The following is a 13,791-nucleotide window of genomic DNA, read 5'->3' as shown; positions in this document are numbered from 1 at the left end:
TCTACCGCGCCTCCTGGTCGTTGTCCGGGACGCGTGCCGCCCACATCGGCAGTCGCTCCGTCCGCCGCTGGCCCGTCCCGTTCTGTCGGGCCTGCAGCTCGTTCTGGCCGCGCAGCGCGGTGTGCGGCCCGTCCCACAGGGTGCCGTCGGTCCGGTCCCGCGGATCGGGGTCGATCAGCACCACCCCGATCACCGCGATGCGCTGGTCCGCGAGCTGCCGCGCCACGGTGTGCAGCCATGCGGCGCTGCCGTGCCCGGCACGCACGACGAGTACGGTCCGGGTGCCGAGGTACCGGAGGTCGGTCCAGGCCGTGCCGGGCGCCACCGAGCCGACCCCGATCCGGCGCTCCTGATGCGCCGGCTCCGTGGCCCGCTCGCCGCTGACCACGATCGGCTCGCCGCTGACCACGGTCGGGTCTCCCGGCTTCGGGCGGCGGCCCGCGAGCCGCAGGCCCGGCAGGCCGTCGACGACGACCACGGGCCCCTCCGCCGCCAGTGCCCCGGCGAGGTCCAGGGCCAGCACGCCGGTGCCGCGCGCACAGCCCAGTTCCAGCAGCGACACCGGTTCCGCCGAGCCGCGCACGGTGCGGGCCAGGGACGCGGTGAGCCGCGCGCGTGCCTCCCGGACCCGACGGCGCCGCCACAGCCCGGCCGACCGGTGGGGCAGTTCCGCGATGACCGAGGCGCCGAGGTTCGCCGCGATGTCCCGGCGCAGCACGGGGCGGTCCGCCACCACCGTGCGGACCGCGGCCACCGCGAGCCCGAGGGCGAGTCCGAGGACGAGCCCGACGGCGCCGTTGGTGGCGGCGTTCCTGGGCAGCGAGTGCCGCACCGCGCGGGGGGCGTCCACGATCTGGGTGCCGGCGATGAGCTGGGGGGTGCCGATGCGCGCCTCCGCGGCGCGCTGGTCGAAGTCGGAGATCCGCGAGGTGAGTTCGGCCCGGCGGGCGAACAGCGACTCCAGGTTCGCGGCCGCCTTCGGTCCGCTGTCCGGTGATGCCTCGCCGATCTCCTTGTTGACCTGGGCGAGTTCGTCCCGTAGGCGGTCACGCTGGTCGGCCAGGGCCTTGGCCTCGGCGCTCGCGGCCTGCTGGATCCGCCTCACATGGTCCGAGATGAACGCGTCGGCCAGCGCCTTGGCGCGGGCCACCGCTTCCGCGTCGCTGTCACCCGTCACCGTGATCTGCAGCAGGTTGTTGGTCAGGCCGATCCCCCCGTAGTCCCGCATGAAGTCCTCCGGCTTCTCCGGGGACTCGAGGGACCGCAGGGCACTACCGGCGATGCGCGTGGTCTGCAGCAGCGCCACGTCGGTGCGGATCAGCGTCCCGGGGTCGTTCGGCTGGTCCTCCTGATGCGCGACCAGCACCTTGGTCACGGCGGTCGGCGGCGGCGGCATCAGCACCGCGACCGCCACCCCGGCGAGCAGCCCCAGCAGCGCCAGGGAGCACCAGAAGCGCCGGCGCCTGCGCACCGACACCACCAGCGCCTGAAGGTCCAGCAGCGGAGCGGCGGCCGACGACTCCGAAGTCGTATGCGTCGTCACTGTGCACCTCCTGTCGCGTCGTCGCCGACCGCGAGCGCGGGTGCCGGCGTGGCGGCACGGCGAGGACGGCCGACGGACCGCGTCGGACGGGCCCAGACCGTGCCGGCGAGGACGATGCCGACGACCTCGTGCTTGGCGTCCGCACACGCCTCGGCGATGCCGGCGAGTTCGCCGGCCGTCCAGCTGCCCGCGCTGAGCACGACCAGGGCACCGGACTCGTTGTCGCGGTCCGGCACCATCGGCTGGGACACCGAGACCTCCACCACCCGCAGCAGCGGATCGCTCTCGGCCTCGGCGACGAGCTGTCCGGCGGCCCGGCGGGCGATCTCGTCGCCGTCCGGGACGACCACCAGCAGCCGCCGGGGAGAGGGCAGCCGGTCCCGGACACGGGCGCACACCCGCCGGTAGCGGAGCTGTCTGCCGGCCTCGTCGCCGGACGCCTGGGGGGCGGGTACGTCCCACCGGACGTCGACGCCCAGCAGCCGGCGGATCCGGGCCCGCGCGCCATGGCTCCGCGGCCGGTGCGCGGGGCGTTCACCAGGTACGTCGACGGTACCCAGCAGCGTCGAGCCCAGCGCCGCGGCGATCTCCGGTTCGGTGCGCAGCCGGCGACTCATCCGGGCGGCGGTGAGATGGCCGATGACCGCGAGCAGGAAGAACAGCAGCGCCCCTCCGACGACGAGCTGGATCCTCGTCGGCGGGGCCTCACCGGTCGGCCGGGCCGCCGACCCCATGACAACCATGTTGGCCTGGGTGGCGGCCGGGTCGGTCTGGTCCAGCTTGTTGATGGCTTCCTGCAGAGCGGTACGCAGCTTCGAGAGTTCGGTGCGGGTCTGCACGCTCTCCACGGTCTGCCCCGGACCGGCCTCGTCGGCCAGCTCGGTGATGCGGCGGCTGGTCTGCACCACCATCTGCCGCAGCGCCTCGGGCGCCGCCGCCTCGGGGTCGGTGCTGTCGCCCGCGATCTGCGCGGCGAAGGTGACGAACTGCTGGGCCACCTGGTCGGAGAGCTGCTGTGCGCGCTCGGGGGTGTCGGCCGTGCCCGAGATCTTGATGATGTTCCCGTCGGCGGCCTTGGCGCTCACCCGGTCCCGCAGCTCGGTGCCGTCGACCCCGGCCCAGTCGAGCTTGGCAGCCGCGCGGTCGACCACCACCGAACTGGTCGCGATCTCCGCCTGGGTCACCAGCTCGCGTTCCTCCCACGCCCCCGGCAGCAGTACCGATGCCGACGTCGTGTAGCGCGGCGGAAACAGCAGGGAGGTGCCGTAGCCGACGAGCGCGCCCACCACCACGAGGAGGGTGAGCAGCCGTCGGCGCCGACGGACGATCCGCCCGATCGTGACCAGGCGTATGGTGTCATCGCTCAACGGCGCGGCCTCTTCCCAGCACGGTGCGGTTCGCCCGCCGGCAGCGGAGCGTGGTCACGGCAGGCGGCGGCGTAGGCGTCCAGCAGCGATCGCTGGGAGTTCCGCCAGGAGAGCGGCCCGCTGATCCGCTCCTGGCCGATCTTGCCCATCCGGGCCCGCGTCTCCGGGTCGTCCAGCAGCAGCGTGATGAGCCTGGCGAACTCGGACTCGTCGTTGGCGGGCGCGTAGACGGCGGCCTCACCGGCGGAGACGCGCGCCTCCCGCAGGTCGAACGAGACGATCGGACGGCCCATCGCCATGTACTCCAGGACCTTGTTCATGGTCGACACGTCATTGAGCGGATTGCGCGGGTCGGGGGAGAGGCACACGTCCGCGGTGGACAGGTAGCGCACCAGGTCGGCGTCCGGAATGCGCCCGGTGAACTCCACCTGCTCGGAGAGCCCGAGCCGCCGGGACAACTCCACCATCGCGTCGAAGGCGTCGCCCGCACCGACGAACACCGCATGCCAGTCCGTCCGTCCGAGTTCGTCGCGCAGCCTGGCCAGGGCCCGCAAGGCGTAGTCGACCCCGTCCTGCGGGCCCATGACGCCCAGATAGCACAGCAGATGAGGCTTGCCGCGCTTCAACTCGGGCTCGGGCGGCACGGGTTGGAACCGGTCGGTCTGCGGCGCGCTGCGCACCACGAACACGTCAGCGGGCCGTCGACCGCCACGGCGCACCGCGACGTCCCGGTAGCTCTCGTTGGTGGCGAGCACGATGTCCGCGGCCCGGTAGGTCAGCCGTTCCAGCGCGCACACGGCGCGGTACAGCAGATCCTCGCCGCGGTCGAACCGGGAGAGGTACAGCTCGGGTACCAGGTCGTGCTGGTCGAAGACGAACCTTGCGCCGCGCCGCTTCAGCCACAGGGCCGGCAGGAACAGCAGGTCGGGCGGGTTGCAGGCGTGGACCACGTCGACCGGGCCGACCTTGCGGGCCAGCCGGACCGTGTGCCACAGGGCCGATCCGTACTCCCGCAGGTAGCCGGCGGGCCCACCGGTGGCCGCGCGCAACGGGTAGCGATGGATCCGCACCCCGTCGATCTCCGCCTCCGGCTCCGTGTCCCGCTTGCTGCCCTGGGGACAGATGACGTGCACCTTCCAGCCCGCGTCGCGCAGCGTCGTGCACTCCTGCCACACCCGCCGGTCGAACGGCACCGACAGGTTCTCCACCAGGATCAGCGCGCTCCGGTCCGGCCGGTCGGCGCCGGCTCCGTCACCGAACGATCTGTCACCAAGCAAGGCCCACGTACCCCGGTTCGGCCCGCCGCGCTTCGGCGTCGGGAAGGTGGATGAGATCGACGATCACCGTGCCGTCGCCATGGGGCAGCGCCGCCAGCACGGCCGGATCCCTGGTCCCGACCAGGCACACGTCGGCGTGCTCGAGCACCTCCTCGACGGAATCCGCGAGCAGCTGCGCGAGGTGCGGCAGCCGGGTCTCGATGTACTCGCGGTTGGCGCCGAGCAGCCGGGAGAGACTCACGTTGGCGTCGTAGATCTTCAGGTCGTACCCCTTGCCGAAGAGTCTCTCCGCCAGCTCGACGAGCGGGCTCTCGCGAAGGTCGTCGGTGCCGGGTTTGAAGGACAGCCCGAACAGGCCCGCCCGGCGTTTGCCGGTGCGCTCGACCAGCTCCACCGCGCGCTGCAGATGGTCGGAGTTGGAGGGCAGCACATGGGAGAGGATGGGCACCGAGACGTCGGCCCGCTGCGCCGCGTGCACCAGGCTGCGCAGGTCCTTGGGCAGGCAGGAGCCGCCGAAGGCGAAGCCGGGCCGCAGATACGCGGGGCTGATGTTCAGTTTGCGGTCGGCCAGGAACACGTCCATGACCTGGTGCGAGTCGACCCCGAGCGCCCGGTACACCGCGCCCAGCTCGTTCGCGAAGCCGATCTTGAGGCCGTGGAACGCGTTGTCCGCGTACTTGATCGCCTCGGCCGTCGGGACCGGCACCCGGAACACCTCGCCGGGCAGTCCGCCGTACAGCGCCAGCACCGCGTCGCCGCTTGCCTGGTCGAGTTCGCCGATGACGGTCTTGGGCGGGTCGAAGAAGTCCCGCACGCTCGTGCCCTCGCGCAGGAACTCCGGGTTGACCGCGACCCCGACGTCCACCCCGGCCGTGCCGCCGACGGACTTCTCCAGGATCGGGACCAGCAGGTTCAGGCAGGTGCCCGGGAGCATGGTGCTGCGGAACACGACGGTGTGCCGCCCGCCCCGCTCGGCCAGCGCGGCGCCGATCTGCTCGGTGACCCGCTCCAAGTACGTGGTGCACAGGCTGCCGTTGGGCTCCGACGGGGTGCCCACGCAGACCAGCGACACCTCGCTGTCCATGATCGCCTCGCGGACGTCGTCGGTGGCGCGTAATGCTCCGGTCCGCACGACGTCGGCGATGAGCTCGCCGATCCGCTCCTCGACCACCGGGGCCTTGCCGTCGTTGACCAGGTCGACCTTCACCTGGTTCACGTCCACCCCGATGACTTCGTGTCCCATGCTGGCCAGGCACGCGGCCGATACACAGCCGACATAGCCGAGCCCGAAAACGCTGACCTTCATCTCCCGTTCCTCCCCCCAGGCAGGCCCTTGCGGCCTGCGGTCCGCGCGCCGGCGGGCCCGTCGTGTGGCGGCCTCCCGCGCATCAGTAGGCCCCCTGCCCGTAGAGCACCGCACGCAGCGTCTTCCACAAGATCACGGTGTCCAGGGCGAGCGACCAGTCCTCCACGTACCGCAGGTCCAGCCGGACCGCCTCCTCCCACGACAGGTCGCTGCGTCCGCTGATCTGCCACAGGCCGGTGAGTCCGGGCTTGACCAGCAGCCGCCGTCGGATGTCCGGGCCGTACGCGGCGGACTCCTCCGGCAGCGGAGGCCGTGGACCGACGAGCGACATCGATCCGGTGAGCACGTTGAAGAGCTGCGGGAGCTCGTCGAGCGAGTACCGGCGCAGCACCGCTCCCACCCGGGTCACCCGCGGATCCCGGCGGAGCTTGAACAGCAGGCCGGCACCCTCGTTGAGGGCGGCCAGTTCGGCACGTGCCCTGTCGGCCCCGGCGACCATGGTGCGGAACTTGAGAATGGTGAACTCGCGGCCGTCCTTGCCGACCCTGCGCTGGCGGTAGACCACCCCACCCCGGCTGTCCAGCAGCACGAGCAGCGCGACGCACAGCATCAGCGGCGCGAAAAGCACCAGCAGAATCGTTGCGCCTATTCGATCGACGACTCCTTTCACCGCCCGGCGGCCCCCGGTGAAGGTCGGCATGCTGACCCGCAGCAGGGGGATCCCGAGCACCGCGTCGATGTGCAGCCGCGGGCCTGCCACCTCCATCAGCACGGGAGCCACGACCATCTCGGCGTCACTGCCTTCGAGGTTCCAGGCCAGCCGCTGCAGCCGGTCAGGTGACCAGTGCGGGTCCGGTGTGACCGCGACGACGCGGTAGCCGTCGCGGTGGACGTGGCCCGCTACGTCCGACAGCCGGCCGACGACCGGCACCCCGTCGATTTCGTCGCCGTCGAGCCCGAGAGCGTCCGTCGTGCATACCCCGTCCACCCGCCAGCCGAGGTGCGGGAACTTGCGGGTTCGGCTGATCAGGTCGCGCACGGTGGCCGGGCTGCCGGCTGCGAGCACCGGTCGCAGGCACTGGCCTTCCTTGCGCTGTTTGTGCAGCCAGAGGCGCAGCAGATACCGCGCGGTCATGGTGACGAGCGCGATCGCGGGGATCGCGACGAAGATCCAGAGTTTGATGTTGCGCGAGGTCAGAGCGATCCCGCCGAGGGCCAGTACGACGGTCGCCGTGAACAGCGAGCGTCCTAGCCGGCGGAATTCCTCGGCGCCCTGGCCGAGCACGGCCGGCGCCCACGACCGGGTCACCGCGAGCGACCCCAGCACCAGCAGCTCGGTGCCGAAGGCGAGAATGCCCCACTTCTCATGCCAGTTGGCCGCGTCCCGGGCCCCGAAGAAGTTGCCGATCGCCGCCACCACGAAGGCGGTGGCCACGGTGTCGCTGGTGATCACGGAGCGGCGGTACCGCTGCTCCCAGGCGATCGCGGGCTGTCTTGTCGCGCCGTTCGGCAGACGCTCACGCGTCGACGGAAACGGGCTGACCAGTCCCCCTTGCCGCACAGAACCCCCCAAGGTCCCCAGTGGTTCGACGTGTTCGCCTAACACTGTTCCTCCCCCCGGGAGGCCCCCGCCCCCCGTACTGTCCTCCCCTGGGGAGGCCCCCGCCTCCCGCACTGCTGCTCCCCCCGGGAGGCCCCCGCCTCCCGCGCCGTTCCTCCCCTCCGGAGGCCCCCGCCCCCGCGCATGACATTCCGGCTGTCTCAGAGGTGCTTGAACAACTCGCCCTGGCGGAAACGGACTTGCGTGTCCTGCCGGACTCTCGGGGTGCCCGCAGGCCCGTCGAAACCTCGGGTGATCCCCGCACCCAAGGCCCTCTCGGGCTCCACGAATCGATCACCCCCACGTCCGGCGCCGGAGCCGCGAGTGCCGGCTCTGCATAGCGCTGGACCAATAGATGATTACGGGTCGCCTCATGTCCGAACCGCTGAAGCACGGTCAATCTAGACCATCCGGCCCGGTAAGAAGAGAGGGTGTGTGCAATTTGTGTTCAAGCTTTGGGACTTGATCCATCGATCGATGACCACCAGCGAACGCTTTGCGCCACCGGGCGCTGCGGCTGCTCGCCCGGCCTCCCGGGCGCGGCTTCACCGAAAAACGGATCAGATCCGTCCGGGCATGGTCATCCAGCGCCACTGGGTGAAGAGTTCGAGGCTTGCCGTGCCGCCGATGCGGGAACCGTTGCCGGAGATGCCCATCCCTCCGAAGGGAGCGTTCGCGGCGTCCTTGGCCGTGACGTCGTTGATATGGGCCATGCCGGTGCGCAGTTGCTCGGCGACGGCGGTCGCTCGGGGTACGGAGTGGGAGTGCACCGCGGCCGTCAGGCCGTAGGCGGTGTCATTGGCGAGTTCGATCGCTTCCGCCTCGCTGCGGAAGGGGACGACCGGCGCCACCGGCCCGAAGATCTCCTCGGTGAAGGCCGGTGCGGTGCGGTTCACGCGGTCCAGCACGGTGGGCGGGTAGAAGAGCCCGTCGCGTCGCCCGCCGGTGAGCAGCCGTGCCCCGGCGGCCACGCTCTCGTCGACGATGCGCTCGATCCGGGCGGCCTGCCGCTCGCTGATGACGGGGCCGATCGTGACGCCCTCCGTACGGGGGTCGCCGAGGCGCATGGCCTTCGCGTGTCCGACGAGTGCGACGGTGTAGGCCTCGACCAGGTCGGCGTGGACCAGATGGCGGCCTGCGGCGACGCAGGCCTGACCCTGGTAGCCGAACGAGCTCGCCGCTCCGGCCATGGCGGCGGCCTCGACGTCCGCGTCCTCGAGCACGATGATCGAGTTCTTGCCACCGAGCTCCAGGGAGACCCGCTTCAGCGCTTCGCCCGCCACGCGGGCCACCGCGCGGCCGGCCTCGGTGGAGCCGGTGAAGGAGACCATGGCGATGTGCGGATCGGCCGCGACCGCCTGCCCCGCCTCGGCACCTCCGGGCAGCACGTGCAGCACCCCGTCCGGCAGCCCGGCCTCCTCGAACAGCCGTGCGACGAGGATGCCTCCGGAGACGGGTGTGAGCGGGTCGGGCTTGAGCAGTACGGCATTGCCCAGCGCGAGGGCGGGCGCCAGCGCGCGCATCGCGAAGAGCAGGGGAGCGTTCCACGGGGTGATCACGCCGACGACCCCCAGCGGCACCCGCCACGCCAGACTCCCGCCGCCGGAGACCCGCGGCGTCAGTACCTCCCCCTGGGGCAGGGACGCGAGGGCGACGGCGTGCGTCAGCTGGGCGAGGGCGGCGGCGATCTCGTAGTCACCCTTGGCCGGGACGCCGGCCGATTCGCGGACGATCCAGTCGCGGACCGTCGCGCTGTGCCTCCGCAGGGCGGCGGAGGCGCGCAGCAGGATCTCGATCCGTCGGGAAGGCGTCGTCGCGGCCCAGTCCCCGGCCGCGTGCGCTGCCCGCGCACCGGCCCGCGCGACGTCCGCGGGGCCTGCCAGACCCACCTCGGCCAGCGGGCGGCCCGTGGCCGGTTCGATCACCTGCCGTGTACCGCCCTCGGAGTCGCGCCAGCCCTCGCTGTAGATCTTCCCGGACCAGTCGGCCGGAGCCGGCCACGTCTCCTCGCCGATGACAGCCATGGATGCCGTCCTCCGTCCGGGGTCGGTGTTGCCGTGCTGCCGCGAAGACCGATTCACGGGCATCTGTCACTGTTGTTGTCTAGTGTCGTGATAAATGCAGGTGTGGCGCACCTGGGCCCCGGATCTATCCCGGGCGGCCGGCCCCCAGGTGTGCGGGAGGCGAGATGACGTCATGACCGGAACCCCGCCCGCCGGGGACGAGGACCGCGGTGCTTCGTCGCAGGAGATCGTCGACGAGGCGTCCACGGCGAGGGTCACCGTGGACGGGCACGGCATCGTCACCGCCTGGAACGAGGGCGCACGACTGCTGCTCGGCCACCGGGCCGCCGAGGTCGTCGGCCGGAGCGTGGCCGCGCTCCTCCCCGACGCGTCTCCCACCGAGCTGCCACGGTCCGTGACGGGACTGCGCAGGTGGAGCGGGACGGTGACGCTGCTGCACCGTGACGGCCGTCCGCTCACGGTCGGCCTGCTGGCTCACCGCCGGGACGGCGACGGCGACGGCGACGGCTGGCTCCTGGTGTCACCGGTGAACCGCCCGGCGCCCCTGGCCGAGGACGACGCGTTCGTCCGGCGCAGTTTCACCCAGGCCCCCTGCACCATGGCCCTTTACGACACCGGACTGCGGCTGCGCCGGGCGAACGCGGACATGGAGCGTGTGATGGGCCTGTCCGAGGAGGTGATGCGCGGGCTGCGGGTGACGGAGCTCGTCCGCGATCCGGAGAGTGAACGGACCGAAGCGGGGATGAGGCGGGTACTGGAGACCGGTCGGCGCCAGGAGCTCGCGGCCGCGCTGCACCTCGTCGGCCAGGAGCGCCAGAGCGTGTGGTCGATGTCCCTCGCCCCCGTGCGGGACGCCGTGGGGCGGATGGAGGGGGTCCTGCTCACGGCGCACGATGTGACGGAACAGCACGTGGCGCGGCGGAGGTTGGCGCTGGTGAACGACGCCAGCGTGCGCATCGGCAGCACCCTGGACCTGGCACGTACGGCTCAGGAACTGGCCGATGTCGCGGTCCCGTGGTTCGCGGACTTCGTCACCGTCGATCTCCTGCCGGCGATCGAGGGCGGTGAGGATCCGCCGCAGGGGCCGCCGCACGGCCCGGTGATGCTGCGCCGGGTGGCCTGTCAGTCGGTCCTGGACGGCTGCCCCGAGGCCGTGGTGCGGCGTGGGGCAGTGGCCGCGTATCCGGCCGGGTCGACCGCCGCCGAGTGCCTGGCCGCGGGCCGGCCGCTCATCGAGCACGTGACACCCGAAGCCCTGGCCGAGGTGGAGCGGCACACCCCGCAGCGCGCCGAACGCATGCGGAGATTCGGATTCCACTCGGTGCTCGCGGTGCCGATGCGGGCCCGTGGGCTCACCCTCGGCGTGGCCACGTTCTCGCGTCACCGGCAGCCCAAGCTCTTCGAACAGGACGATCTGCTGCTGGGGGAGGAGATCACCGCCCGCGCCGCCGTCTGTATCGACAACGCCCGCCGCTACACCCGCGAGCGCGCCATCTCCCTCACGCTGCAGAGCAGCCTGCTGCCCCAGGAACTGCCCGAGCAGGCAGCCCTGGACGTCGCCTCCCGCTATCTGCCCGCCGACAGCAGGGCGGGAGTGGGCGGAGACTGGTTCGATGTCATTCCGCTGTCCGGCGCCCGGGTGGCACTGGTCGTCGGAGACGTCGTCGGCCACGGCGTCCAGGCGTCGGCCACCATGGGACGGCTCCGCACCGCCGTACGCACCCTCGCCGACGTCGACCTGCCGCCCGACGAGTTGCTGACCCACCTCGACGACCTGGTCAACCGGCTCGCCGCCGGCGCCGACAGCGCGGCCGTGACCGCCGGTGACATCGGGGCCACCTGTCTGTACGCCGTCTACGACCCCGTCTCCCGGCACTGCACGCTCGCCCGCGCTGGCCACCCCGTGCCCGCCCTCGTGACGCCGGGCGGCGGCGTCGAGTTCCTGGATGTTCCGGCGGGCCCTCCGCTGGGCCTCGGCGGTCTGCCCTTCGAGTCGACCGAGCTGGAGTTGGCGGCGGGCAGCCTGCTCGTCCTCTACACGAACGGGCTCATCGAGGCCCGTGGTCGCGACACCGACGAGGGCGTCGACGCGCTCAGGGAAGTGCTGCGCGGGCCGACCGAGGACCTGGAGGCGACCTGCGACGCCCTGCTGCGGACCATGCTCACGGACCACCCTTCCGACGACGTCGCACTGCTCGTGGCCCGCACCCATGCCCTCGACGCCTCCCACGTGGCCACCTGGCAGGTGCCGCCCGACCCCGCCATGGTTGCCGACGCGCGGAAGAAGGCCTCCCGACAGCTGTCCGAGTGGGGTCTGGAGGAGGCCGCGTTCGTCATCGAGCTGGTCGTCAGCGAACTGGTCACCAACGCCATCCGGCATGCCCGACCCCCCATCGAGCTCAGACTGATCCACGACCGCACGCTTGTCTGCGAAGTCTCCGACGGCAGCAGCACGGCCCCCCACCTGCGTCGGGCTCGCACCTTCGACGAGGGGGGCCGCGGGCTGCTCCTGGTCGCCCAGCTCACCCAGGGCTGGGGCACCCGCCAGACCGACGACGGCAAGATCATCTGGGCCGAGCTGGAACTTCCCGCCGGTGGGAGCGGATGAACGTCGGTTCCGGAACTCCTCATCGGCGGAAGCGGATCGAACGTCCGACACGGATATCGCCTCTCCCGTCCGGGAGGACGCTCAGTCGAGACAGAACTCGTTGCCCTCGATGTCCTGCATCGCGATGCACGACTCGTTCTTGTCGTCGGCAAGCAGCAGTTGCACGCGCACCGCGCCGAGCGCGACCAGTCGAGCGCATTCGGCCTCGAGCGTGGCCAGGCGCTCCTCACCCACGAGTCCGGTGCCGACCCGCACGTCGAGATGCACCCGGTTCTTGACGACCCGGCCCTCCGGAACGCGCTGGAAGTACAGTCGCGGCCCCACACCCGAGGGGTCCACGCAGGCGGACCACTCACCCCGCTCCTCGGGAGGCAGGGAGCGGTCGAAATCGGCCCACGTCGCGAACCCCTGCGGTGGCGGCGGCATGACGTACCCCAGCACCTCGCACCAGAAACGGGCTACGCGCTCAGGTTCCGCGCAGTCGAAGGTGACCTGGAACTGCTTGATCGATGACATCGGCGCACCCTAGCAGGGGGACTCGGCCGCCCATTTCCCGGTGGGAATGCGCGTGTTGACCGAGGCCCTGCGGTCGACTTCGGCGGACGCGCCGGCGTGGAACGCCCGCCCTTGCCGACGGCGGCGGCTCACCGCGTCGGCATCACCGGGCGTCGGAAGACCCGGGAGACGGACGATGGCGAGCCCCCGGAGCGTCGACGCGGTCCGGCTCCGTACGAACCGGACCGGATGCCGGGCGGTCTTCGACGGGACCGCGGGAACATCCGGGGACGGGAAGCTCCCGTCCCAGACGGGCCAGCGGGGACAGCGCCATCAGCACGGGGGACGACATCATGCCTGCGGCCGTCACCAGGAGGCTGGTGCGCGGCCCCCACTCCGCTGCGAGCCATCCGCCGAGCAGAGAGCCGAGCGGGGTCAGCCCCATGCCGACAAAGGTGATCGTCGCGGCCGCGCGGCCTTGCAGTCCGGCCGGAGTGACGGCCTGCCGGACGGCCATGACGGTGACGTTCACCAACTGGCCGCCCGCGCCGAACACGAAGTTGACCGTCAGAAGCACGGGAAGCGTGACCGCGGCCGAGCCGTGCAGGGCGGGCACACACAGGAACGCGCCGTCGCCGAGAGCCGCCGCGGACATGAGCACCACGCCATGGCCGAACCGGCTCGGCAGACGGGCGGCCAGCACAGAGCCGAGGAGAGCGCCGGGCCCCATGGCGGCGATCGCCAGCCCGACGGCGGTGCCCGACAGGTGCAGTTCCCGTGGGAGGAAGAGCAGATAGGCGGTCATCATGGCGGCGAAGGAGAACTGGAAGGCGGCCGAGGCGAGACACACGGTGCGCAGCGAGGTTTCGCCGACGACGAAGCGGAGGCCCTCATGGATCCGCCGGAACACCCGAGGGGGTCGATCCGAGCGCTCCGGGATCGACTCGACCCGACGGATCCGCCGTATCGACAGGAACGACAGCGCGAAGAACAGCGCGCCGGAGGCGGCGGCGACCGGTGCCGACAGCAGTGACACCAATGCGCCACCGAGAGCGGGACCGCCGATCTGCGCCGCGGACCGGCTGCCCTCGAGCGCGCTGTTGCCCCGGACCAACTGATCAGGCGTCACCAGCCTTACGACGGACACCTGGTAGGCCACGTCGAAGAACACGGACAGACCGCCGACGACGAAGGCGACCACGAGCAGTCCCGACAGGCCGAGCCCACCGAGGAGACCGGCCACGGCGGCGGCGCCCAGGGCCAGGGTCCGGCCGGCATCGGTCAGCACCATCACCGTGCGGGTCCGCCACCTGTCCACCCACGCGCCGACGAAGAGCGAGAGCAACAGGATCGGAACCTGCCCCACCGCGCGCAGCACGCCGAGCTGCCCGGCACCGGCGTCGAGCGTCAGGACGGCGAGGAGCGGCAGAACCACCAGACTCGCGTGCTCGCCGAATTGGGAGGCCGTCTGACCCACCCAGAGTCCGCGGAAGTCGTCGTCCCGCCACAGACCCGACGAAACCGACCGACCGGACTCGGACACAGCGGAGGAGGCCGCGGAAGGGGAAGGA

At 71.7% G+C, this 13,791-nt stretch carries 9 protein-coding genes; 1 reads left to right on the top strand and 8 read right to left on the bottom strand.

Annotated elements, in window-relative coordinates; all coding sequences use genetic code 11:
* Position 1: 1 nt before the first annotated feature.
* The 6 genes from ASD48_RS15805 to ASD48_RS15780 all read right to left on the bottom strand — a co-directional run bounded on the left by ASD48_RS15805 (position 2) and on the right by ASD48_RS15780 (position 9,117).
* The gene (locus ASD48_RS15805) at positions 2 to 1,543 is read right to left on the bottom strand and encodes a Wzz/FepE/Etk N-terminal domain-containing protein (protein WP_057602266.1); all 1,542 of its coding nucleotides are present in this window, start codon (positions 1,541 to 1,543) and stop codon (positions 2 to 4) included.
* Entirely contained in the window at positions 1,540 to 2,910 is a 1,371-nt protein-coding gene (locus ASD48_RS15800) for a Wzz/FepE/Etk N-terminal domain-containing protein (protein ID WP_057602264.1), read from the bottom strand. The genes ASD48_RS15805 and ASD48_RS15800 overlap by 4 nt, the downstream gene beginning before the upstream one ends.
* Positions 2,907 to 4,187, bottom strand: coding sequence for a glycosyltransferase family 4 protein (locus tag ASD48_RS15795; protein ID WP_057602262.1), 1,281 nt, complete (start codon positions 4,185 to 4,187; stop codon positions 2,907 to 2,909). The genes ASD48_RS15800 and ASD48_RS15795 overlap by 4 nt, the downstream gene beginning before the upstream one ends.
* On the bottom strand, positions 4,177 to 5,493 hold the full coding sequence (locus tag ASD48_RS15790) for a nucleotide sugar dehydrogenase (protein ID WP_057602260.1): 1,317 nt from the start codon (positions 5,491 to 5,493) through the stop codon (positions 4,177 to 4,179). Before ASD48_RS15790 ends, ASD48_RS15795 begins: the two co-directional genes overlap by 11 nt.
* An 82-nt stretch (positions 5,494 to 5,575) precedes the next feature.
* Positions 5,576 to 7,039, bottom strand: a complete 1,464-nt coding sequence (locus ASD48_RS15785) for a sugar transferase (RefSeq protein ID WP_348983214.1) — start codon at positions 7,037 to 7,039, stop codon at positions 5,576 to 5,578.
* Between the two features lie 614 nt (positions 7,040 to 7,653).
* Positions 7,654 to 9,117, bottom strand: a complete 1,464-nt coding sequence (locus ASD48_RS15780) for an aldehyde dehydrogenase family protein (RefSeq protein WP_057602256.1) — start codon at positions 9,115 to 9,117, stop codon at positions 7,654 to 7,656.
* 172 nt (positions 9,118 to 9,289) lie between these two features.
* Here ASD48_RS15780 and ASD48_RS15775 point away from each other — a divergent pair, with 172 nt between their 5' ends.
* A complete protein-coding gene (locus tag ASD48_RS15775; RefSeq protein WP_057602254.1) occupies positions 9,290 to 11,725 on the top strand; it encodes a SpoIIE family protein phosphatase in 2,436 nt (811 codons plus the stop codon).
* A gap of 81 nt (positions 11,726 to 11,806) precedes the next feature.
* On the opposite strand, the gene ASD48_RS15770 is transcribed toward ASD48_RS15775, so the two are convergent.
* Positions 11,807 to 12,241, bottom strand: coding sequence for a VOC family protein (locus tag ASD48_RS15770; protein WP_057602252.1), 435 nt, complete (start codon positions 12,239 to 12,241; stop codon positions 11,807 to 11,809).
* 142 nt (positions 12,242 to 12,383) lie between these two features.
* The gene (locus ASD48_RS15765) at positions 12,384 to 13,730 is read right to left on the bottom strand and encodes an MFS transporter (protein WP_242432604.1); all 1,347 of its coding nucleotides are present in this window, start codon (positions 13,728 to 13,730) and stop codon (positions 12,384 to 12,386) included.
* Between the last annotated feature and the right edge of the window lie 61 nt (positions 13,731 to 13,791).

The organism is Streptomyces sp. Root1310 (assembly GCF_001426425.1).
GTDB lineage: Bacteria > Actinomycetota > Actinomycetes > Streptomycetales > Streptomycetaceae > Streptomyces.
This window is presented reverse-complemented; position numbering and strand designations above follow the sequence as displayed.

Coding starts and splice junctions, on each gene's coding strand:
- ASD48_RS15790 (WP_057602260.1), bottom strand. CDS start 5,493: ATGAAGGTCAGCGTTTTCGGGCTCGGCTATGTCGGCTGTGTATCGGCC.
- ASD48_RS15780 (WP_057602256.1), bottom strand. CDS start 9,117: ATGGCTGTCATCGGCGAGGAGACGTGGCCGGCTCCGGCCGACTGGTCC.
- ASD48_RS15775 (WP_057602254.1), top strand. CDS start 9,290: ATGACCGGAACCCCGCCCGCCGGGGACGAGGACCGCGGTGCTTCGTCG.
- ASD48_RS15770 (WP_057602252.1), bottom strand. CDS start 12,241: ATGTCATCGATCAAGCAGTTCCAGGTCACCTTCGACTGCGCGGAACCT.